The sequence below is a fragment of the Allorhizobium paknamense genome, from assembly GCF_030815125.1.
Lineage (GTDB): Bacteria > Pseudomonadota > Alphaproteobacteria > Rhizobiales > Rhizobiaceae > Allorhizobium > Allorhizobium paknamense.
In genome coordinates, this window is record NZ_JAUSWH010000010.1 from 50,106 (window position 1) to 72,941 (window position 22,836).

A 22,836-nucleotide genomic window follows, 5' to 3' on the forward strand; every position below is an offset into this window, starting at 1 on the left:
AAGACAGGCATTGGAAGGAGAGAGAACTGAAATTCCTGGGCTCGAATCTGGAGCATGCAGCCTCGCAGAACAGGGGTGTCATTCTCGATGCCATCCATCGCTCGGCGCCGATTTCGCGGACGGAGCTTGCGCGCCGGTCAGGCCTGACGAAACAGGCGGTTGCGCGCATCGTTGAGCGCCTTCTGGATGAAGGGCTCGTCATGGAAGCACGGCGGCGGCACGGGTTGCGGGGCCAGCCAGCCATCGAACTGGAGATCAACCCGGATGGTCTTTTCTCGATCGGGGCCAATATCGATCGCGACCATCTGACGGTAGTGGTGATCGATGCCACCGGCACGCCGCGCGGGCGGATTCACCACGAGAAGCGCTTTATCCTGCCCGGTGAATTTCTCGATCTGATGCGCGATGCCCTCTCCACTTTTCGCCGTCGCCGCCTGTTCGATGAGGGGCGGCTAGCCGGAATCGGGCTTGCCATTCCCGATTGGCTGGGCGAGGTGCCGGTGATCGGTCTTCCCGAAACCTACCGCGCCTGGTGCACCTTCGATGTGCGCGCCGCCCTGGAAGCTCTGACCGAGCATCCGGTGCTGATTGCCAACGACGCCAATGCCGCTGCGGCTGGCGAAATCGATTATGGTCTCGGCACGGAGATCAAGAGCTTTTTCTATGTGCTGGTCAATGCCTGTCTTGGCGGCGCAACCGTCATTGACGGCGTCCGCCATAAGGGGCGCAATGGAATGAGCGGGGAAATCGGCTGGCTGCCGGTGGTGTTCGATGAAGGGCCGCTTGCCGGTCAGGTGCAGCCGCTGGGGGACATGGTCTCGCTCTTCATTCTGATGGATCACCTTCGCCAGCACGGCATTGCCGTTTCGACACCGGAAGACCTGATTCATCTCGATGCGCGGGGCCGGGCATTGGTCACGGCCTGGCTGAAGCGCATCAGCGCCAAGATTGCCGAGGCCATTGAAAATATCGGCCTGCTGGTCGATCCGGAAGCCATTCTGGTGGGTGGGCGCTTGCCGGTGCGCATCATCGACGAATTGCTGGTCTATGTGCGCGAACATCTAACGCGGATGGGCATCGAAGCCCCCTCCCTGCACCGCGCCGCCTGCTCTGAAGATGCTGCTGCGCTGGGGGCGGCAGCCATGCCGCTTGCCAGCCGTCTGGGCCTTGCTTCGGCGGACAAGGGCGGTTGACGGGGCGCACTCCTGACCCCGGCGCCGATAGCTGGCAGGAGAGCTTTTCCGTCCGGAAATCTGTAAAAATAAAGTGTTACAGCGTCCTTTGTGCGTTTGATAAAACGCACGGCGCTCTAGGGTCAAAACTCAATCAGGATGGGTGTTCTGTTGAACGGGATGGGATTGAATGGCAGCGAACAAGCGCAAGGCAAGGCCCTAGGCCTTGTCGAGCATTGTTCGCAATCAGGCGGCCCATCCCGCTCAACCCTTCGGGCAAGGCGTATTTTGCGCCTGCGGGCGTCGGAAAGGTTTGAAAATGATCGGCATTTCCTGCACCTTTCCTCCTACTCAGACACAAAATACGCCTTGCAGAACCCCCATCCTGATTGAGTTTTGACCCTAACGATCACTCGTGCCCATCCGGCTGATCTCCGGAAGGAGATCACCCAGGAAAATGCTCATGGCGGCGCCCTCTGCCGTGCCGCCATCGGGAAAATGCGTTCGCACCAGATCCGGTACGGAAAAGGAATCGATGAAGATGCGTGTCTGGCGATTGACCCGCTCGATCATCGCATCCAAAGCCGGGACGGGCAGATCGCCTCCGATCAGGATGAGCCCCGGCGATAGGAAACCGCCAATCGCGATGATGGCATCCTTCAGATGCTCTGCCGCTTGGGTAGCCCAGGCCGCCAGCGCTTCGGTTTCGCTGCCCCTGGCGGTTGCCATGAAGGCGGTGAAGCTGTCGCTGTTCAACACCTCATCGAGGGGTATACGCTGGGGACCTGTCCGCATGGCGCCGATATTGCCTGCACGGCCATGTTCCCCCCGGAAAGGCTTAGCACCGAACAGCAGGCCTGCTTCGATGCGGCGTCCAACCAGAATGACGACGATACCCCCGTCGCATTCGCCGACACCGAGAACGTGCTCGGCAATCAGCGCGGCTTCCTTGTCTTCAAGCGTGGTGAGGGGCAGCCCGCCTGTCCGGTCGATCCAGACGTGGGCCTCAGGCGGTGCATCGGCGGAGACGGCAATCGCCAGACCGCGACACCCGGCCCGGCGATTGCCTTGGGCCAGCAAGGTGTCGATTGCCCTATCCACCTCTTCAGCGGATCGAAAGTCTGTCGTTTCCACCACGCGCCCGCTGAGATCGACAAGGCAAATCTTGCCTCCGGCAGCCGTCCAGCGCAGGCCAAGCGCATAGGCGCTTTCCGGCTTCAGCAGATATTCGGTGGAAACATAGCGTCCACCACCGGACCGCTTGCGCTGAACCACATGCCCGGCTTCCAGAAGCCGCGCCATGATACCGGCAATGGCAGGTTCGGTCAGTTGCAGCCGGGCGGAAAGCTCAAGACGCGTTTGCGGGCCTGAACGGCGCAGAATCTCGAGGGCGGTCCGCGAATTATGCGCCGCGATATCGGTGGGGCTGATGCCTGGCGTTTCGCTGGCGGAATGACTGGCGCGTCGTGTCCGGCGCGCCAGTCTCAAGGGAGTGATGGCTGGCAAGGGGTATCTCCAATAGCAACGCTACGGATGATCAAACTTCAATCCTGCCTTGCTATCAAAACGGCCTGCGTCCGTCCATCACATCGGCCTTCGCTTCATGCCTTTTCGGGATAGCGGGATGTATACCAGGCGCGGAACAGCGCATACTGATTTTCAAGATGGCGGCGCTGCGAGGCGCTGAGCTCATCCGTTTCGTTGAAATGCAGGCTGTATTCGCTGTCGCCGTTCAGCACCATCAGATATTTGTAGTGCAGCACGAGATCCGGTCCTTCGTCATAGGTGGAAAGAACCATCAAGGCTTCTTCCAGTTCGCGCGCTTCCGCCCGTGCTGGCGCATCGCCCTTGGCCGCCTTTTCGCAGAGTGCAACCAGATGCAGCACTTCCTTCGGCAGCGCATTGCCAATGCCGGTGATCGCGCCCCGCGCGCCGCAATTGACGAAGCCATGATACACACCGGTATCGACGCCAACCATCAGCGTCAGATCGTCATCGCCTGCGGTGATGTTTTCCGCAGCATAGGTCATGTCCTGCTTGCCGCCGAATTCCTTGAAGCCGATCAGGTTCGAGAAGCGGCTGCGCAGATCGAAGAAGAGATCGGCCCGCGTGGCAAAGCCGTAATAGGGGCTGTTATATATCACGGCAGGCAAGCCATTGGCCGCTTCCAGAACGGCGGAAAAATGCGCTTTTTGAGCCGCGACAGACGACCCGCGCGACAGCACGCGCGGAATAACCATCAGGCCTTTCGCGCCGACTTTCGCGGCATGCGCCGCATGGGCGGCAGCCGCCTTGGTGTTGACCGCGCCGGTGCCGACGATCACGGGAACACCGGCTTCAGCAAGGCGGGCCACGCCGGTCTGGCGCTCCTCATCTGTCAGCAGCGGCCAGTCGCCCATGGAGCCGCAGTAGACCACGGCGGACATGCCAGCAGCAATCAATTCCCGACCCTTTTTGACCAGAGCGTCGAAGTCCGGCGTGCGGTCCTCCTTGCACGGTGTCATGAGTGCGGGAATGCATCCCGTAAAAACCGTATTCGCCATTCTTCAATCCCTTTGCTGACAGCACGCCCCTTTGAGGGCTTCAGATATATCACATATCGAAATCCTGTCGACCGATAAATCGCGTCGAGTCGGCAAAGGGCTGGGAAACAGCCCGTGTCATACGGAGAGTCATTGAAGATGACTCTCCGTATTCCATTTTCGAATATCTCAAGCCCCTGATGCATTTGAGATATTCGAAATATCTTCAAGGCGAGGATGCGTTAGCATCTTCGAGCCTTGGTATCAGAGCATTGTCCTGAGAAAAGCGGAATCCGGTTCTCTGTCCGGACATGCTGGAAAACGGAGCGATAGAAAGTTTCCGTGGTTAAATCTTGTTCGGAAAGCGCCTGTTCAACTCCGTCGTTTCATCGCAGGTGAGCGGCCTGGTCTTTTCGCCGCGCAGCATCAGAAACAGCTTGGCGGTTTCCTCCAGTTCCTCCGCTGCGTAGACCGCTTCCGCCAGGTCGGCGCCTGCGACCACCGGCCCGTGATTGGCCAGCAGCACAGCATGGGCATTCAGCGTTTTATCCGCCACCGCCTGAGCCAGCGCCTCATCGCCGGGCGGGAAATAGGGCACGAGCGGCAGACGGCCCACCCGCATCACATAATAGGCGGTCAAAGGCGGCAGCACGTCCTCGGCATTCAGGTCGCACAGGCAACTGACGGCAACGCAATGGGTGGAGTGGAGATGGACCACCGCGCCCGCCTTTGGCCGTGTCTGATACATCACCCGGTGCAGAAAGGCTTCCTTGGTCGGCAGATCGCCGGCGACATGGCGGCCTTCTCTGTCCAGTTTGGAAATCCGGGCGGGGTCAATCGTCCCCATGGAGGAGCCGGTGGGCGTCATCAGCCAGCCATCCTCGACCTTCAGGCTGATATTGCCGGTGGAGCCTGCGGTCAGGCCGCGGTCGAACAGGGATTTGGCAAAGGAGGCAATCTGTTCGCGCTGTTTGGTCTCGCTCATCCGGCAATCTCCAGGGCGCGTTCAAAGAAATCGGGGCCGCCGAAATTCCCGCTTTTCAGCGCCACTTGCAAGGGATTGGCGGCAAGCGTCGTGGTCCAGGGTACGCCAGGGGCGATTTCCGCGCCAATGGTCAGACCTTTAATCTTCAGGGCTGAAATGACCGCGCCAGAGGTTTCCCCACCCGCCACCAGCAGGCGGGCAGTGCCGTCGGCCACCAGACCGCTGGCAATGGCCGCAAGCGCCTGTTCCATCATCGCGCCCGCCCGTTCCCGTCCATAGCGCTGCTGATTTGCCTCCACCTCCGCCGGATCGGCGGAGCCGTAGATCACCACCGGCACGCTCTCCGACTGACTGCGCGCCCAGGCAAGCGCCTCTTCCACCACCGACTGACCGTCGGCCACGGCATCGAGGTTTATCCGCAGGCTTGGCCAAAGCGCCTTGGCGCGAAGGAGTTGCTGGCGCGTCGCCTGAGAGCAACTGCCGGAGAGGATGGCCGTTTTCACCTTTGCAGCGGGGCTTGTGCCGTTGCTTTTTTCCGCCTTGCGGCTGATGCCGAAATTCTGCGGCAGCCCCATGGCCAGTGCTGACCCGCCGGTCAGCAGCCGATGGCTGCGCACAGCCTTTCCCAGCACCCGCAAATGCGCATCATGAATGGCATCGACGACGACAAAGCGCTTGCCCTCGGACAGGGCCGCCGCAAAAGCACCGGCAATGGCTGCCTCGCCCGCGGACACCACCTCATGCGGCACAAGCCCGACGGGATGGGCCGACTGTTCCGCCATCAGCGCCACCAGGTCGGAGCGCCGCATGGGGGTGAGCGGATGATCTTTCATCGGCGAATCCTGCAGCAATTGCCGTCCGACGAAGAGATGGCCGTTGAAAACTGTCCTGCCGTTTTGCGGGAAGGCCGGGCAGACCACGGCAATCTCCGCACCGAGCGCCTCGGCAAGCGCATCCGCCACCGGGCCGATATTGCCCGCCGCCGTGGAATCGAAGGTCGAGCAATATTTGAAAAAGATCTGCCCAGCGCCGCGCTCGCTCAGCCAGGCCAGCGCTGCCAGCGACTGTGAAACGGCCTGATCGGCGGGAATGGTACGCGATTTCAGTGCCACCACCACGGCCTCGGCATCGCCGATGTCAAAGCCTGGCCGGGGAATGCCGATGGTCATCACCACCTTCATGCCTTCGCGGGCGAGAATGCTGGCAATATCGGTGGCGCCGGTAAAATCATCGGCAATGACGCCGAGAAAGAGAGGCATTGTTCGATCTCCCTCGAAAGATTGGTCAGGCAACGTCAGTCAGGGCCTCTTGAACGGCTCAAACCAATGAAGACCGTCGGTTGTACTGCCGCGCGGATTGTATTCGCAGCCGACAAATCCCTGGTAGCCAAGCCGGTCCAGTTCGGACAACAGGAAGGGATAGTTCAGTTCCTCGCCATCCGGCTCGTTGCGGGAGGGAATGCTGGCAATCTGTACATGCCCGACCAGCGGCAGGGCCTGTCTCAGCCGCGTGGTGACGTCGCCATGCAGGATCTGGCAGTGATAAATGTCGAATTGCAGTTTTGCATTGGCGTGCCCGGATTGGCGGATGAAGGCCTCAGCCGTGTCGAAACTGTTCAGGAAATAGCCCGGCATGTTGCGGCCATTGATCGGCTCCAGCAGCAGATCGAGGCCCTTTTGCGCCAGCCGGGCTGCCGCGTGGTCCAGAGCACGGCGATAGCTTGCAACGGCTTTCGCATCCGCAGGATCGGCCACGCCCGCCATCATGTGCAGCCGCTGGACGCCGGTTGCCTCGGCATAGTCCAGCGCTTGGGCCACGCCTGTCTGGAACTCCTCGAAGCGGTCGGGCAGGGCGGCAATCCCACGCTCGCCCGCGCTCCAATTGCCGGGCGGCATGTTGAACAGCGCCTGCGTCAGGTTATTGCGGGTCAATCGCGCCTGAATGGCCTCGGGTGAAGCTTCATAGGGGAAGAGATATTCGACGGCGGAAAATCCAGCTTCAGCGGCGGCATCGAAGCGATCGAGAAAGGACCACTCGGTGAACATCATCGTCAGATTGGCGGCGAAGACGGGCATGATCATTCTGCCTTTTCAGGAAGTTGCGCACCGGAAAGCTGCGCATAAAGCCGGGCCAGCGAGGAATCGTCATCGCGTCCCATCCCCGCTCCCGAAGCGGCGAGATAGACTTGCAACGCCGCAGCGCTCAAGGGCACCGGATAGCGCTCGCTGCGCGCCATGTCCTGAATAATGCCGAGATCCTTGACGAAAATGTCCACGGCGCTGAGCGGCGTATAATCCCCTGCGAGCACATGCGGGATGCGATTTTCAAACATCCAGGAATTTCCGGCGGAGGCGGTGATGACCTCATAGACCTTCTCAAGGTCCAGCCCCTGCTTGGCGGCAAAGGTAATGGCCTCGCAGGCGGCGGCGATATGCACACCGGCCAAAAGCTGATTGATCATCTTGAAGGCTGCGCCGAGGCCTGCGGCATCGCCCAGTTCATAGACCTTGGCAGCCATGGCGTCGAGCGCAGGGCGGGCTGCGGCAAAGGCCGCGTGCGTGCCGGAGGCCATGATGGTCAGTTCGCCCTTGGCGGCGCGCGCCGCGCCGCCGGAGATCGGCGCATCGAGATAATGAATGCCATTTGCCTCCAGCCGGGCGGAGAGACGGCGGGCAATGGCCGGATCCATGGTGGCCGACGAGATGAAGACCGCGCCCGGCCGCATCTTTGTGGCAATCCCCTCCGGTCCGAACAGTACGGTTTCCGTCTGCGCGGCATTGACGACCACGGAAACGACGATCTCCGCCTCACCGATCTCGGCTGGCAGGTTGGTGAACCCGCGCCCGCCTTCGCTGACGAAGCGCGCCACGGCCTCAGGCGAAACATCGGCACCCAGCACCTCAAGACCCGCCCTCTTGAGGGAAAGCGCCATGCCAAACCCCATGGAACCGAGGCCGATCACGGCAGCGACCCTTGGCGTGCTGACAGAGTGAGAAACGGACATGTAATGTCTCCTTGAACATCGGAACATTCATCCGGCCCGGGGGGCCGGATGGGGCAGAACAGTCTAGAGCACTGCTGGAATTGGATATGCGCTCTAACCCTTTGTTTTTACAAATTTCCCGGCAGAAAATCGCTATAGACTTCTCCTGGAAATGCTCTAGTGCACTGACGCATTCACGTTGTTCATGCTAACGTGCACTAGATCTTTGTTTATGCATTGATTTTTCCAAACCAAGATGAATCCTTTGTTTGGATCAATGCACTAGCGATTCACCGTTTTCGCGGGAACACACAGCGTTGCAATGCAGCCGATCACCAGCGCGACGGCCAGGAAATACATGCCGATGGCGTTATTGCCGGTCATGTCTTTCAGGGTGCCGATCATGAAAGGCCCGAGGAAGCCCGCAAGATTGCCGAGCGAGTTGATCCAGGCGATGCCGGCGGCAGCGCCGGTTCCGGCGAGAAATGCAGTGGGCAGCGACCAGAAGAGCGGCGCACAGGAAATCGCTCCGGCGGCGGCAACAGACAGGGCGGCAATGGCCAGCGGAATACTCGGCGCCACGGTGGCTGCGACGAAGCCGATGCAGGCGAAGCCCGCCGGAACCACCAGATGCCAGCGCCGTTCGCGGAAATGATCGGCGGAGCGGCCAAGCGCCAGCATCACGATGAAGGTGCAGATATAGGGAATGGCAGAGACGAGGCCGACATTGAAATTGCCCACCACGCCGGACGCCTTGACCAGCGTCGGCATCCAGAAATTCAGGCCGTACTGGCCAAGCACGAAGCAGAAATAGATGAGGCTCATCAGCCAGACGCGGCCATCGCGAAGCGTATCGCCAAGGCTGTGTGGGCTGGACGATTTAACCCGGTTTTCCGCCTCCATATTGGCAAGAAGAACGGATTTTTCCGCCCCACTCAGCCAGCGCGCCTCCTCTATGCGGTTATCGAGATAGAAAAACACGGCAACGCCCAGCAGCACGGCCGGAAGCGCTTCGATCAGGAACATCCACTGCCAGCCCGAAAGACCGTGGGCCTTATGGAAGCTATCCATGATCCAGCCCGAAAGCGGATTGCCGAAGATTGCAGAAACCGGAATGGCCGACATGAAGGTCGCGATGATCCGTGCCCGCCGGGCCGACGGATACCACGCGGTCAGATACAGGATGATGCCCGGGAAAAAGCCCGCTTCGGCAATCCCCAACAGAAAGCGCAGCAGGTAGAAAACCGTTTCCGAGGTGGTGAAGGCAAAGGCTGCGGAAATGATCCCCCAGGTGACCATGATCCGGGCGATCCAGATCCGCGCGCCCACCCTGTTCATCAGGAGATTGCTCGGCACTTCAAATAGAAAATAGCCGATGAAGAAGATACCGGCCCCGATACCATAAGCGGCATCCGAAAGGCCAAGCTCGCTCGACATCTGCAATTTTGCGAAACCGACATTCACGCGGTCCAGATAGGCCACGACATAGCATAGCATCAGGAACGGCACGATCCGCCAGAAGACTTTTCGATAGGCAGTGTTTTCCACGGCATCGGCCACGCTCAAGGGCGCTGCCGATGCCTGTTCGAGCATCGTCATGATCATCCTCCTCCAATGAACCAACAGGCGCGCTGAACCCCCACGCGCTGGCCGCTGCCTGAAAATCCTCCGATTGGCAGCGCTGCCAATTCCTGTATCGGATTTTGGCAGCGCTGCCAAGAGTGAATCTGGCAGCGCTGCCATTGAACATCGATGAGAGGAACGTGATATGCTGGCACCACGATTCCTCCGCTTGCACGGCCCGCCCCATGGATCAGAAAACCAGCCTCATTACCCTGACGGACGTTGCCGAGGCCGCCGGTGTCGGCGAAAGCACGGTGTCACGCGTGCTGCGCAATCACGGATCCTTCTCGGAAAAAACCCGGATGCGTGTGATGGAGGCGGTGGAGCGGCTGGGTTACGTGCCGAACCGGATCGCCGGGGCGCTTGCCTCCACGGGCACGCCTCTCGTTGCCATTCTCGTGCCGTCGCTGTCCAATATCGTCTTTGCCGATCTGATGAGCGGTATCACCAGAACGCTGGAAGCGCGGCAGCGTCAGGCGGTCTTTGCCGTCACCGATTACGATCCGGAAAAGGAAGAGGCGCTGGTGGCTGCCGTGCTTGCCTGGCGGCCGGCGGCGGTGATGCTGGTTGGGCTTGAACACAGCGAGGGCACGCGCCGCATGCTGCGCGCCTCCGGTTGCCGCATCGTGGAATTGCTGGACATCGATGGCGAGCCTCTCGATATCGCCGTTGGCTTTTCCCATCGCGCCGCAGGCCGCGAAACGGCAGCACGTCTTGTTGCGGCGGGCCGGAGCAAGATTGCCTATGTCGGTCACGATCTGGAGCGTGACACGCGCAGCGCCAAGCGTTTCAGCGGCTTTTTGGAGGGCCTTGCGGCGGCAGGCCTCACCCTCGCGGCCCGGGAGATCTGTGATGCGCCCTCCTCGGTTGGCGCAGGCAAGGCCGGGCTTGCCGCCCTGCTGGCGCGGCATGCCGATCTCGACGCCGTCTATTTTTCCAATGACGACATGGCGCTGGGTGGCTATTTCCACTGTCTCGCTGTGGGCCTTTCGGTGCCGGGCGATCTCTCCCTCATCGGCTTCAATGCGCTCGATATCTGCCGCCATACGCCGCAGCCCATCGCCAGCGTGCTTACGCCGCGCATCGAAACCGGCCAGCGCGCTGCCGAACTGTTTTTGAACGACGCGCCGGCACAGACGCTCGATCTGGGCTTCACGCTGATCCCCGGCGGCACGCTGTAGTCACATCCCGCAGGCGCTGAAGTAGGCAAGCGTCTCTGCTTCCGAGACGACATCGGCATATTTGGCATTCATATCGAAAAGATTGGCTTCGTGCGGGGCGGGGTGGCGATCGCCGCAGGCATCGCGAACGACGGCGGTTATGAAGCCGTGCGACATGGAATCCACGCAGGACGCCCTGACGCAGCCGCTGGTCGTCAAGCCGGTCAGCACCACGGTATCGATGCCCATGGCCGTCAACGTGGAGGAAAGCGACGTGCCGAAAAAAGCGGAAGGATATTGCTTGGAGACGATGATATCCTCCGGGCCGGGCACCAGGCCTTCTGCGAATTCGGCGGTTTTCTCACCCTTGACGAAACAGGCAAGGGGTTTTGCCTTTTCAAAGAAGCGCCCGCCATTGCGCCCGCCGGGTTGATAGGTCACTTCCGTCAGCACCACGGGAATATGGGCCGCATGCGCCGCGGCGCGGAGCCTGAGCGCCGAAGCAAGCGCTGCGTCCACGTCGGCATAGAGCACGCAATCCGGCTCGAAATAGGCCTTGGCGAAATCAATCAGCACCAGCGCCGGACGCTTGCCGAAGCCCACCCTGTTGCCATAGGCGATGCGGTAATTTTCATCGAGATCCTGCATCAAAGCCATTCCTCTTTATAATTCCGCATAGCGCCGCTCGAATTCCCAGACATCCTCGAAGCCCAGCAGTGTGTTGAAGTCCGCAAAGGAATAGAGATCGATCTCCGGCGAGGTGATGCCGTTCTCCTTGAGGTCGCGATAGGCATTGGCGAGAGCGGCTCCCGCACTCAGGAAGCCGAGCGCCGGGTGGATGGCCACTGCATACCCGATCTCCTCCAGCCGTTTGGCCGACAGAAGCGGGGTGCGCCCGCCATTGACCATGTTGGCAAAGAGCGGTGCATCAATGCGCGCGGCAATGGTCTGCATTTCCGCCTCGCTTTCCGGCGATTCCACGAAGAGAACATCCGCGCCCGCCTGGGCATAGGCCTCGGCACGGCGCAGCGCCTCATCCAGCCCCAGACCAGTTCGGGCATCGGTGCGGGCGATGATCAGGAAATCGGCGCTGGAGCGGCTGTCGCAGGCCACCTTGATCTTGCGCACCATGTCTTCCAGCGCAATGACGCGCCGGTTGGGCGTGTGGCCGCATTTCTTGGGAAATTCCTGGTCTTCGATCTGGATGGCCGTGACGCCCGCCGCCTCATAGCCACGGATCGTATGCCGCATGTTGAGAAGGCCACCATAGCCGGTATCGGCATCGGCGATCACCGGCGTTTTCGTCATCTTCACAATCTGCCCGATGCGCTCGATCATGTCGCGATAGGTGGCAAGGCCCGCATCCGGCAGGCCGAGATAGGAGGCAACAGTGCCGTAGCCGGTCACATACAGCGCCTTGAAGCCGCTGCGGTCGGCAATCAGCGCCGAAATAAGGTCGAACACGCCGGGCGCGAGGATGAATTGCTTTTGCGCAAGCGCCTGTTTCAGCCTGGGATCGGCCATGGTTTCCTCCTGTTTTTATAGAGTCTTGAGTACAGGCAGCATACAGCGCCGTGCGTTTATCAAACGCACAAAGGACGCTGTAACACTTTAAATCTACTGCATAATTCCTTAAATCCATTCCGATTTAAGGAATTATGCAGTAAGGGGGGCGCCGACCCTTGCAAGCCGACAGGCTTCATCGGCGCGAAAGTGTAGGCCTGTTCCGGTGATGGCTGGTGAGGGATTGATAGAACATGCCGAGTGAAAGGCACAGATGATCCGCCCCCGGCGGCCCGGCGATCTGTAGACCTGTCGGCAGGCCCTGCGTCCCAAGGCCCGAAGGCAGCATCAGGGCGGGAAAACCCAGATAGTCGAAGATCATGGTGTTGCGCGAAATGATCTCCTGAAAGGGTAGCGCCGCGCCATTCACATCGACCGTCAGTGTTTCCAGTGATCCGGCCTCGCCGCCCACCCCAGGCGTGACGATCAGATCCACCGTCTCGAACACGGCCAGAAATTGCTGTTGCGCGGCCAGGCGCTGTTGCAGCGCCGTGCCGTAATCGGCAGCCGAAAGGCCCATGCCCTGTTTGAGGCGGATGAGAAGCCCGGCGTCGAAATGCTCTGCCTGATCGACATGGCGCGCCTGCAAGCTTGCCAGTTCCGAAAGCAGGATCGTCCATCCGGCAGAATGCATGCTGGCGATATCGAGCGGCGGCAGGGCGATGAGCTCGCAGCCCTCCGCTTCCAGCAGGGACAGTGCGGCCTGCCAGTTTTCCAGCACGCACGCATCGACCTTTTCGATAAACCAGTTGGACGGGATGCCGAGGCGCAAAGGTCTGCGCGGCATTTCCGGTGGCGCAGGCCTGCCTCTTGCCGTCATGAAGGGCAGGACATGGGCGAGGTCACCGACACTGCGCGCCATCGGCCCCACATGGTCCAGCGTCCAGGAAAGCGGTGCTACGCCTTTTCGGGAAACGAGGTCGCGGGTGGGTTTGAGGCCCGACGTGCCGCACCAGCAGGAGGGCACGCGAATGGAGCCGCCCGTATCGGTGCCAAGCGCCAGCGGCAGTAACCGGGCGGCGAGCGCCGCACCCGAGCCGGTGGAGGAACCGCCGGTCCAGCGCGTGTCATCCCAGGGATTGGAGACGGCGCCAAAGCGCGGATTATGCGGCCCGCCGCAGGCAAATTCCGTGGTGGCGAGCATGGCCAGCGGAATGGCCCCCGCCGCCCTCAGGCGCGCCACCACCTCTGCATCGGCAGGGGCAATGCGGTTGCCGGTCAAAAGCGACCCGCAGGTTGTTGGGGTATCGGCAACATCGATGATGTCCTTGACGCCGAAAAACACGCCCTCCAGGGGCCGTGCCGTACCATCCGCCCAGCGCCGGTCACTTTCGGCAAGGCTTTCCTCCAGCCCTGCGGTCAGGCGCAGCACCGCTTCCGTGCCTGCGCGGCTGCCGTCTATTGCTGTCTTCAGGGCGTGGAACGCGGCGGACGGGGTCAGGCCGCCGTCTGCATAGGCTGCGAGAAGATCGGTGGCGCCTGCTTCGCCAACGCTGCCTGCCAAAGCAGAGGCAGCGGGCGCGCTGGGCTGAGGGAGGCTGGCCGCTGCAAGGCCAGCCTCCAGAAGATCGAGCGATTGGCCCGGGTCGATCATCGCCAGCGGATCGATCAAGGCCATTGCCTGGGTGGTGCTGGAACCGTCCACGGGCCCTATTCCGCGGCCACCGCGCTGATCTGGCTGCGGCAGGCCATGAGCGGCTGAATATGCTGGCCGAAATGGTCGAGGCCAGCCAGGAAGTCATCGAAGGTCAGCATGATGCCCTTGGTGCCCGGTACGGACGCGGCTTCATCCAGCATACGGGCAACCTTGGCATAGGAGCCGACCAGCGTGCCCATGTTGAAATTCACAGCACCTTCGGGAAGATTGATATGGCGACCGGTGGATGTTGCATCTGCCGTCACATCCTTGCTGCCCTGATCGGCCATCCAGGCAAGCGCCTCCACATCCTGACCGGCGCGGTATGCCTCCCACTTCGCCTCCGCCTTTTCGTTGGTTTCATCGGCGATGACCATGAACAGCACGTAGGAACCGACATCGCGGCCGCTTTTGGCGGTGGCTTCCAAAAGCCGTTCATTGCCCGGAGCATAGGCGGTGGGGGTATTGATGCCTGATCCCATGACAAAGTTGTAATCGGCATAATCGGCGGCGAAGACCATGCCGCGCGGGCTCTGCCCGGCAGCCACGATTTCGATCTTGTGCTCGGGCATGGGCTTCATATGGCAATCCTTCATGGTGAAGTGCTTGCCTTCAAAGGTGCAGGCGCCAGTTTCCCAGAGCGATTTCATCACCTGCACATATTCGGTGGAATAATCATAGCGATAGCCGAAATAATCATCGCCCGGCCATAGGCCCATCTGGTCATATTCGGCCATCTGCCAGCCGGAAACGATGTTGACGCCGAACCGGCCCGGCGCAACGGAATCAATCGTGGTGGCCATGCGTGCGACGATGGCGGGCGGCAGGGTCAGCACCGCCGTGGAGGCAAAGAGTTTGATGCGCTTTGTAACGGCGGCAAGGCTCGCCATCAGCGTGAAGGATTCGAGATTGTAATCCCAGAATTCCGTCTGGCCGCCAAAACCGCGCAGCTTGATCATCGACAGCGCGAAATCGAGCCCATAGGCCTCTGCCTTCTGCACGATCTCCTTGTTCAACTCGAAGCTTGGCTTGTATTGCGGCGCAGCCGTCGAAATCAGCCAGCCATTGTTACCGATGGGAATGAAGACTCCGATATCCATTGCGGTTCCCCTTGTTGTCGGTTTCGGACCTGCTCGAAGTTTGTATGTACGAACTAATGCAAAATTTGCTCCGGCTGTCCAGAGTGAAATTGTTACAAATTTAGGCTTGATTATTTTTTAGTCATATCGCTGAAAACCATGCCAAACCCATGGCGCGAATCCTGCGCAAATGCGCAAAGCAGCGGCGATCAGGGATTGAGTTCAGAATGGGGAGGGCGTGGCCGTCAGGTTTCGGCGCGCAACGTCGTGGTGTAGGTAAACCGGTCCGCCGGCAGAATCTGGAAGGCGTATTCGATCAGCCGCCGCCCGCTGGCATAATAGCGGCGGGTCACCTGCAAGGCGAGGTCGCCTTGCTTGCAGCCGATTCGTTCGGCGATGTCTGCGGTCAGTGCCACGGGCTTGATGTCCTGCTGGATCTCATGGATCATCTCGCCGGTATATTCCTCGATCAGGTGGAAGATGGCTGACTTCGCCACTTCGACATCCTTGACGGCAGGCGCAAGCCTTGCATCGACATAGACCTCGTTCCAGGAAAACGTCTTCTGTCGCCCGGCGGTATAGCGCACGCCGGTCATGTGCAGGAAGCGGCGGCCTGCCCGGCAACCCAGTTCCACCGCAAGCCGCCCCTGGGCGGAAATTTCCTGTCGGGTGGAGATGACGAATTCCGTATTGCTGGCCACTTCGAACAGTTCGGAGCGGGAATGGGCGATAAAGTGGCGGCGGGCAACATCCATGCCCGCCTCGACCCGGGTGCCAACGCCCTTTCGCGCGGAAAGCCTGCCGCCGGAGCGCAGGGTCGCAATGGCCTGGCGCACGGTCTGACGGCTGACGCCAAGGGTCGCGGCAAGGTCGTTCTCGGTCGGCAGAAGCGAGCCCACGGGAAATTCGCCGCTGCGGATGCGCGCCTCCAGATGGTGGGCCACCTGCAGGTAGAGCGGCGCAGTGGTCAGCTCCGGCCGCCACTCCATGTCGCTGGTTTCTGCCTCGTCCGCTTGCGCCTGCCTGTCGATTGCTGTCATGCCCAGATCCATTCGATTGCTCCTATGAACAGGTTTTCAGCAAGAGAATCAAACAGTTTCCGGCAGGCCTGCTTCTGCGGCCCAGATGTTGCGCTGCATGCCGAAATCAGTTAGTACGGACAAATACCAGTTTTTCCCGATCAATCCAAGGCTCCCACCATGTCGGACATCCTTGCCGGAGAGCGGCGTCTTGCGCCGGTATCCTCGCTTTTCCAGACGCTGGCCGTCGCCACGCTCATCCAGGTGGTGGCCACGGCCAGCGTGCTGGCGCTGACGGCAATTGCGCCAACCGTGGCGGGCGACATGCAGATTGGCGCGCATTGGATCGGCTATCAGATCAGCCTGATCTATACCTCCGGCATGCTGTCTTCGGCGGTCGCGGGAAGCCTTGTGCAGCGCTATGGCCCGGTGAAAGTGGAGCAGGTGGCGCTGGCCTCAGTGGCGCTGGGCTTTGCTGGAATTGCCACCGGCTGGGTGCCGGTCATGGTGCTGGCCTCGCTGTCCATCGGACTCGGTTATGGCCTGAACAATCCGGCCTCCTCGGAAATGCTGAGCCGTGTAACGCCGCAGCATCGGCGCAATATCGTCTTTTCGCTCAAGCAGGCGGGCGTGCCGCTGGGTGGGCTTTGCGCCAGTTTTGTCTTTCCGTTTCTCACCGCGCATGTCGGCTGGCACGAGGCCTTGCTGCTCGGAGCCTTGGCGCCCATCGTCACCATGGGCCTTCTGGCCTTCATTCACGCGGCGGAGCCGAAGCAGGCGGCAAAGCCCGCCTCCTTCGGGCGCGGCTTTCTTGAGGAGCAATCAATCATCTGGAAAAGCAGGCCGCTTCGCACCTTGAGCGGGCTGGGCTTTGCCTATTCCGCCATGCAGCTTTCCGTCTCCGCCTTTGCCGTCGTCACCCTGGTGCATGATGCCGGCTGGTCGCTGCTGGCGGCAGGAGCAGTGGCGGCCGCCATGCAAAGCGCTGGCGCCTTCGGGCGGGTGTTCTGGGGCGCTGTCGCCGATCGCCTCGGCGGCGGCTTGCTGACACTGGCCCTGCTTGGCCTGCTCGGCGGCACGGGCTTTGCCTGCCTCTATTGGCTGAGTGTTCTCCCTCCTGCCGTGCAGGCAGGCCTTTTCGTGCTGATCGGCGCGGTGACCATCGGCTGGAACGGGGTTTTGCTGGCGGAAGTGGCCCATCACGCACCTGAAGCGCGGGTGGGTGCCATTACCGGTGGTGCGCTGGTCTATACCTTCATCGGCGTGATCGTCGGGCCGTCCAGCTTCGCCGCTCTTTACGCACTGACCGGGCATTACGGCGCGAGCTTCCTGGTCTTCTCCCTGTTCGGGTTTACCGGAATGGTGGCCGCCTGGCGGGCGCATTGCCTGCGGGATTGAGGCTTTCCGCGTCTTGCATGTACAGACATATGGATAGGGTCTCTGCGATTGCAGAAAGGTCTGCATGCCAGATTATGGCCTGTTTTCATTGCGAATTCCTTGTTTTTCTTGTTGTGGCCGTGAGGCGGACTGACCAGCCTTTGCGCATTTTTTGAGGGGTGAAAGCGGCAATTGCCCGCCGAATAGGCAATGTAAAAAAATAGGCAGAATCCCGTTGACGGACTTTCGTTTATGTCCGTACATTATCTTCCAACAAGGCTGAGGGATAGCCCGTGGCAACAAGGAAGGGGACTGTCGATGATGCGCCGATTTCTGCTGACATCCATGCTGGCCGGTGCGGCCATGCTGTCTTTGACGGCGCAGGGAAAGGCTGGTCCGATGGAGGATGCCAAGGCCATCGTGGCGGCGCATGAGGCCATGCCGGTCTTTACGCCGCCGGGCGAAGCCTTCGATGCCAAGGCCTGCATGGCGGGGAAAAAGGTGCTCTCCATCCCGATTTCGATGACCATTCCCTTCAGCGTCGAATTGCAGAAGGGCATGGCGGCAGCAGCCAAGGAAGTGGGCTTTACCTACACCACCTGGGACAATCAGCTGAAGGTCGACCAGTGGATCCAGGGCGTTTCTCAGGCCATTAGCCAGAAATATGACGTGCTGGACGTGGCGGGCGGCCTCAATCCGGAAGTTCTCGGCCCGCAACTGGCCGAAGCGCGGGCCGCGGGGCTGAAGATCAGCACCACCCACCTTTATGACGTGACGCAGGAGCAGTTCAAAGGCGTCGATTACACCACCAAGGTGGATTTTACCGAGGCAGGCCGGCTGCTGGCCGCCTGGGCTTATGTGAAGACCGGTGGCAAGCCGAATGTGCTGATCATCGGCTCATCCGACGTGCTGCCCTCCACGCCGTTCGTTCAATCCATCCAGTCCGAATTGAAGACGCTTTGCCCTGAATGCAAGCAGAAGCATCTGGATGTGCCGGTTTCCGAATGGGCAACGAAGATCCAGCCCGGGGTGCAATCGGCCCTGCTGGCCGATTCCTCGATCAACTTCATCCTGCCGATCTATGATTCCATGTCGCAATTCGTGGTGCCGGCGCTGCGCATCACCGGGTCGGAAGGCGCGGTGAAGATCGCAAGCTTCAATGGCACCCCCTTCGTGCTGGATATGGTGCGGGAAGGCCATGTGCAGATGGATATTGGCGAAAGCCTGGGCTGGGCAGGCTATGCGGCGGTGGACAATATCATGCGGATGATGTGCGGCCTGCCGTCTGCTTCCAAGCTGAACGTGCCGCTCCTGATCTTCGATGAGCGCAATATCAAGACCGCGGGCATTCCGGCCAATTTCAACGATGGCTATGGCGATGCCCATCTCGAAGGTTTTCGCAAACTGTGGAAGCTCAAATAAGCCGCCGCAGGATGGCAAAGGAGCCCGCCATGACTGAGAATGCCGTGCTTCACATGCGAAATATCCGAATGCGTTTCGGCAGCCATCAGGCGCTGAAGGGGGTGTCGCTCTCGGTGCGGCGCGGTGAGGTCTTCGGCCTGCTCGGCCAGAACGGTTCCGGCAAATCGACGCTGATCAAGGTGCTGGCGGGTTTTTACCAGCCGGAGCAGGGCAGCGACGTGGTGCTGTGGGGCCAGGTGATGCCGTTGCCGCTGAACCAGATGGACATCAAAAAGCGCGGCGTGGCCTTCGTGCACCAGCATCTTGGGCTGATCGCCTCGCTGACGGTGGTGGAAAACATGCGGGTTACGGCCCTGCAAACCCGCACACCCTGGTTCGTCAACTGGCGGCGCGAGGCAAGGCGGGTGGCGGCGCTGTTTGCCGATTTTGGTCTCAGCATCGATCCCTTCGCCACCATTGCCTCGCTCTCGCCGGTGGAACGGGCTTTCGTGGCGATCATTCGCGCCTTCGAGGATCTCAAAGCCTCGGATGCCGGTCATGGCGGCGAGGGGATTCTGGTGCTCGACGAGCCGACACCCTTTTTGCCCGCCGAGGATGTTGGCCGTCTTTTCACGCTGATCCGCTCTATCGTCGCCCGTGGAGCATCTGTCATCATCGTCACCCATGATATTGATGAGGTGCGCGACATCACCGACCGCGTGGCGGTACTGCGGGATGGCGAACTCGTCGATATTCTCGACACGCGGGCCAGCGAACGGCAGGCCATTCTCGACACAATCGTCGGCAGCCGGATCGAAGCCTTCAGCAAGAGCCGGGAGACGGCCTCGCGCGCGGCGGCCGTGACGGTTCGCGACCTGACGACAGGGCATGCCGCCCCCTTCGATTTCAGCATCTCCGAAGGTGAGGTGCTCGGCGTGACAGGGTTGATCGGCTCCGGTTTTGCCAGCCTTCCCTATGCGCTCTTCGGCGCGGCCCGCGCCTCCGGCACGATGACGTTGGCAGACAAGACCATCGATCTTGCCCGGCTGACGCCCGGCAAGGCGCAGGCGCTCGGTCTTGCGCTCTTGCCGGGGGACAGGCTGGGCGCGGCAGGGATCGGCAGCTTGTCGATCACCGATAACATCACCCTGCCGGTGCTTGATGAGCATCGGCGGCTTTACGGCCTGGATCGGCCCGGCATGGTGCGGCAGGCGGGCCTTTTGTCCGAGCTGCACGATGTGCGCCCGAGACGCCCGGCGCTGCCGCTTGCAGCCCTGTCCGGCGGTAACCAGCAAAAGGTGCTTCTGGCCAAATGGCTGCAAACCAGGCCCCGGCTGCTTTTGCTGGACGAACCCACCCAGGGTGTCGATTTCGGCGCGCGCCAGCAGATTTTCACGGCTCTGGATCAGGCTGCCCGCGCCGGAACCGCCATTCTCTGCGCCTCCACCGATAATGAGCAGCTCGAACAGATCGCCGACCGTATCCTCGTTTTCGCACGCGGGCGTCCGGTCGTGGAGCTGAAAGGGGCGGAGATCAACCGCCGGGCCATCACCGAAGCCTGTTTCTACAGCGAAAGCCAAACCGCGGAGGCCGCAGAATGACCACGATGGATGTGTCTGCCAAACCCCTCAAGCCCAGGAGCCTGCCGCGCCTTGCGCTGAAGCAGGAAGGCGAGCGCTTTGCGCTGGTCGGCGCCTGGCTGCTGCTGATCGTGATTTTCGGCGTGTTGATGCCGGAGTCCTTTCTGAGCTGGCGCAATTTCTCCACCATGTTCGGCTCGCAGGCTGTGCTGGTGGTGCTGACGCTCGGCATCATCATTCCGCTGACCTCGGGAGATTTCGATCTGTCGGGCGCCTCGACGCTCACGATGAGCGCCATGCTGATCGGCGTCCTCAATGCCCGGGAGGGCTGGCCGCTGGCGCCGACGCTGGCAATCGCGCTGGCGAGCGGCGTGATCATCGGCGCGGTCAATGCCTTCTTCGTTCTCTATTTCCGCATCCATTCGCTGATCGTGACGCTGGGTGTCGGCACCTTCGTCAACGGGCTCATCCTGTGGATCAGCAAGTCCCAGACCATTTCGGGCGTGTCGATGTCGCTGGTGGAATGGGTGATCATCAATCGGCTCTTCGGTATCCCGCTTGCCTTCTTCTATGCGCTGATCCTGGCCGCACTGCTCTGGTATGTGCTGGAATACACAATTGCCGGGCGCAGGCTGCTGTTTGTCGGGCGCGGGCGTGAAGTCTCAAGGCTGAACGGGATTGCGGTGGATCGGGTCCGGGCCATATCCTTCATCCTCTCCGGTCTGATCGCCGCCCTCGCCGGGGTCTTCTATGCCGGCATGACGGGATCTGCCGATCCGCTTTCCGGCCTCAACCTGCTTCTGCCTGCCTTCGCTGCCGCCTTTCTCGGGGCAACGACCATTTCGCCGGGGCGGTTCAATGCCTTTGGCGCGGTCATCAGTGTCTACTTCCTCGTGACCGGCATTACGGGGCTGACCATGTTGGGGGCGGATGCCTATGTGCAGAACCTGTTTTATGGCGGTGCACTGGTCATTGCGGTGGCGCTGAGCCAGTTGGTCCGCAATCGCCAGCCGCAGGAATTCAGCTGATGGAAGGCTGCAACGACAACTTGCCCGACCTGTTGGCACAGGCCTTTTGGGACCGTCCCGCCACGCCATCCGAAAGGATCGCCATGCTGGGGGAGGTGGCGCGGGATGCCGGGGCGATCGGCAGGCATTCCAGCGGCGACGGGCTGTTTTCCGTCGAGCCCGCGCATTTTCTGGCGCTGATGCTCAAGGAGATCACCCATGACCCTTGATCATCCGGCAAGCCTGAAGCAGGCGGCGGAGGCGATCCGCAGCGGTGCGATTTCCTCAGAGGAGATGACGAGAGCGGCGCTGTCCCGCGCCAAGGCCAGCCAGCGCCGCCTTAATGCCTTTATCGAGATCGATGAGGACCATGCGCTGAGCTCAGCGCGACAGGCCGATGCGGCACGGGCGACGGGCCGCAACACCGGCCTGCTGCATGGCTTACCGCTGGCGCACAAGGATATGTTCGATGAGGCGGGACGCATCACCGGCTGCGGATCGCTCATCCGTGCCGGTCATGTCGCCATGGGAACATCCACCGTGCTGGCCCGGCTTGGACAGGCGGGCAGCTTTTCCATCGGGCGGCTCAACATGTCCGAATTCGCCATGGGACCGACGGGGCATAACCATCACCATGGAAGGGCCATCAACCCCATCGATCCGGAGAGGATCACTGGCGGCTCGTCCAGCGGCTCGGGTGCGGCGGTGGGGGCAGGGGTGGTGCTGGCGGCGCTGGGCTCCGATACCGGCGGCTCCATCCGCCTGCCAGCGGCCTGTTGCGGCACGGTGGGCATCAAGCCCACGCAAGGCCGCGTCAGCCGTCACGGGGCCATGCCGCTCTCCTTCTCCCAGGATTGTATCGGACCTCTGGCGACGGGTGTCGAGGATGCCTGGCTGATCCTGTCGCTGATCAGCGGTCCGGATGGTCACGATCCCACCTGTCTCGATGCGCCGCTGCGCCCGCTGCTGGATGGGGTGAAAGGTCTGCGGATCGGACTTGCCAAAGGCCCTCTCCTGCAATCGCTGTCCGACGAGGTGGGAGAAGCGGTTCAATCCGCCGCCCGGGTCCTCGAAGGCGAGGGGGCGGAACTGGCCGATGCGCCGTTCTCTCATCTGGAAGCAGTGACGGAGCTTGCCAATGCCGTGGCGATGACCGAGGCGGCTGCCGTGCATTTCGACGGGATGCGCAAAGAGCCGGAACGCTTCGGACCGCAGGTGCGGATGCGGCTGTCGCAAGGGCTTGCCATTCCAGGTCCTCTTTATGTGCGGGCCTTGCAGATCCGGTCCGTCATGCTGGCGCGCTTTCTCGAACAAAGTTTTGCCGCCTCAGATGTGCTGATCCTGCCCGCCATGCCCTTTGTCGCGCCGCTGGATCGGGATGTGGATGTCGGCGCTGGCAGCCGGATGAATGAGGTGATCAGCGCCATGACCTCGCTGACCCGGCCCTTTTCCTATCTCGGCCTGCCGGTCGTGACGCTGCCGGTGGCCTCCAGCCGCGAGCGCCTGCCGATTGCGCTTCAGGTGGTGGCGCGGCCCTGGCGGGAAGATCTCGCGGTTTCGGTGGCCCGTCATCTGGAGCGGGTTTTGGCGCTTTCGCCCTTCACGTTGAAAGCCGCCGCCTGAGGAAATCCTCATTAGGCGCTTTTCGATCTGATTGAATCAGATCAGCGCTCTAACGGTTTATTTTTGAAGCATAATCTTGTCGACCCTCGTTTCACTCCGGTCGGAT

General features: G+C 61.3%; 20 protein-coding genes. 8 read left to right on the forward strand and 12 right to left on the reverse strand.

Annotated elements, in window-relative coordinates; all coding sequences use genetic code 11:
• Positions 1-26: 26 nt before the first annotated feature.
• Positions 27-1,193, forward strand: coding sequence for an ROK family transcriptional regulator (locus QO005_RS15330; protein ID WP_307159054.1), 1,167 nt, complete (start codon positions 27-29; stop codon positions 1,191-1,193).
• A 381-nt stretch (positions 1,194-1,574) separates the two neighbouring features.
• Here QO005_RS15330 and QO005_RS15335 read toward each other — a convergent pair whose 3' ends face one another.
• The 7 genes from QO005_RS15335 to QO005_RS15365 all read right to left on the reverse strand — a co-directional run bounded on the left by QO005_RS15335 (position 1,575) and on the right by QO005_RS15365 (position 9,261).
• Entirely contained in the window at positions 1,575-2,678 is a 1,104-nt protein-coding gene (locus QO005_RS15335) for an ROK family transcriptional regulator (protein ID WP_307158929.1), read from the reverse strand.
• A 95-nt stretch (positions 2,679-2,773) separates the two neighbouring features.
• Positions 2,774-3,715 (reverse strand): dihydrodipicolinate synthase family protein, encoded by a 942-nt coding sequence (locus tag QO005_RS15340; protein WP_307158930.1) that lies wholly within the window; start codon positions 3,713-3,715, stop codon positions 2,774-2,776.
• A gap of 325 nt (positions 3,716-4,040) precedes the next feature.
• Positions 4,041-4,679, reverse strand: a complete 639-nt coding sequence (gene otnC, locus QO005_RS15345; protein WP_307158931.1) for a 3-oxo-tetronate 4-phosphate decarboxylase — start codon at positions 4,677-4,679, stop codon at positions 4,041-4,043.
• Positions 4,676-5,938, reverse strand: coding sequence for a 3-oxo-tetronate kinase (gene otnK / locus QO005_RS15350; protein WP_307158932.1), 1,263 nt, complete (start codon positions 5,936-5,938; stop codon positions 4,676-4,678). The genes otnC and otnK overlap by 4 nt, the downstream gene beginning before the upstream one ends.
• Positions 5,939-5,977: 39 nt before the next feature.
• The gene (otnI, locus tag QO005_RS15355; RefSeq protein WP_307159055.1) at positions 5,978-6,754 is read right to left on the reverse strand and encodes a 2-oxo-tetronate isomerase; all 777 of its coding nucleotides are present in this window, start codon (positions 6,752-6,754) and stop codon (positions 5,978-5,980) included.
• A 2-nt stretch (positions 6,755-6,756) separates the two neighbouring features.
• On the reverse strand, positions 6,757-7,683 hold the full coding sequence (ltnD, locus tag QO005_RS15360) for an L-threonate dehydrogenase (RefSeq protein WP_307158933.1): 927 nt from the start codon (positions 7,681-7,683) through the stop codon (positions 6,757-6,759).
• A gap of 261 nt (positions 7,684-7,944) precedes the next feature.
• Complete coding sequence (locus QO005_RS15365) at positions 7,945-9,261, reverse strand: MFS transporter (RefSeq protein ID WP_370878086.1); 1,317 nt, start codon at positions 9,259-9,261, stop codon at positions 7,945-7,947.
• 209 nt (positions 9,262-9,470) lie between these two features.
• Here QO005_RS15365 and QO005_RS15370 point away from each other — a divergent pair, with 209 nt between their 5' ends.
• Complete coding sequence (locus tag QO005_RS15370; RefSeq protein ID WP_307158934.1) at positions 9,471-10,466, forward strand: LacI family DNA-binding transcriptional regulator; 996 nt, start codon at positions 9,471-9,473, stop codon at positions 10,464-10,466.
• Here the strand turns inward: QO005_RS15370 and QO005_RS15375 are convergent, their stop codons facing one another.
• From QO005_RS15375 to QO005_RS15395, 5 genes are all read right to left on the reverse strand, one after another.
• Complete coding sequence (locus tag QO005_RS15375) at positions 10,467-11,093, reverse strand: isochorismatase family protein (RefSeq protein WP_307158935.1); 627 nt, start codon at positions 11,091-11,093, stop codon at positions 10,467-10,469.
• A gap of 15 nt (positions 11,094-11,108) precedes the next feature.
• Positions 11,109-11,969, reverse strand: coding sequence for an isocitrate lyase/PEP mutase family protein (locus tag QO005_RS15380; protein ID WP_307158936.1), 861 nt, complete (start codon positions 11,967-11,969; stop codon positions 11,109-11,111).
• 175 nt (positions 11,970-12,144) lie between these two features.
• Entirely contained in the window at positions 12,145-13,653 is a 1,509-nt protein-coding gene (locus QO005_RS15385; protein WP_307158937.1) for an amidase, read from the reverse strand.
• A gap of 5 nt (positions 13,654-13,658) precedes the next feature.
• Positions 13,659-14,744: a pyrimidine utilization protein A gene (gene rutA, locus QO005_RS15390; protein ID WP_307158938.1), complete on the reverse strand. Its 1,086-nt coding sequence runs from the start codon at positions 14,742-14,744 to the stop codon at positions 13,659-13,661.
• Between the two features lie 224 nt (positions 14,745-14,968).
• Positions 14,969-15,763, reverse strand: coding sequence for a GntR family transcriptional regulator (locus tag QO005_RS15395; RefSeq protein WP_307158939.1), 795 nt, complete (start codon positions 15,761-15,763; stop codon positions 14,969-14,971).
• A gap of 159 nt (positions 15,764-15,922) precedes the next feature.
• Here QO005_RS15395 and QO005_RS15400 point away from each other — a divergent pair, with 159 nt between their 5' ends.
• The 6 genes from QO005_RS15400 (at position 15,923) to QO005_RS15425 (ending at position 22,730) form a co-directional block, all read left to right on the forward strand.
• A complete protein-coding gene (locus QO005_RS15400; protein ID WP_307158940.1) occupies positions 15,923-17,140 on the forward strand; it encodes an MFS transporter in 1,218 nt (405 codons plus the stop codon).
• Positions 17,141-17,437: 297 nt separating this feature from the next.
• The gene (locus QO005_RS15405; RefSeq protein WP_307158941.1) at positions 17,438-18,541 is read left to right on the forward strand and encodes a sugar ABC transporter substrate-binding protein; all 1,104 of its coding nucleotides are present in this window, start codon (positions 17,438-17,440) and stop codon (positions 18,539-18,541) included.
• A gap of 29 nt (positions 18,542-18,570) precedes the next feature.
• Positions 18,571-20,121, forward strand: a complete 1,551-nt coding sequence (locus tag QO005_RS15410; RefSeq protein WP_307158942.1) for a sugar ABC transporter ATP-binding protein — start codon at positions 18,571-18,573, stop codon at positions 20,119-20,121.
• Positions 20,118-21,128 (forward strand): ABC transporter permease, encoded by a 1,011-nt coding sequence (locus QO005_RS15415; RefSeq protein ID WP_307158943.1) that lies wholly within the window; start codon positions 20,118-20,120, stop codon positions 21,126-21,128. The genes QO005_RS15410 and QO005_RS15415 overlap by 4 nt, the downstream gene beginning before the upstream one ends.
• Positions 21,128-21,337 carry a hypothetical protein gene (locus tag QO005_RS15420; protein WP_307158944.1) on the forward strand — a complete coding sequence of 70 codons (210 nt, stop codon included), beginning with the start codon at positions 21,128-21,130 and terminating at the stop codon, positions 21,335-21,337. Before QO005_RS15415 ends, QO005_RS15420 begins: the two co-directional genes overlap by 1 nt.
• A complete protein-coding gene (locus tag QO005_RS15425; RefSeq protein WP_307158945.1) occupies positions 21,327-22,730 on the forward strand; it encodes an amidase in 1,404 nt (467 codons plus the stop codon). Before QO005_RS15420 ends, QO005_RS15425 begins: the two co-directional genes overlap by 11 nt.
• The last annotated feature ends 106 nt before the right edge of the window (positions 22,731-22,836 follow it).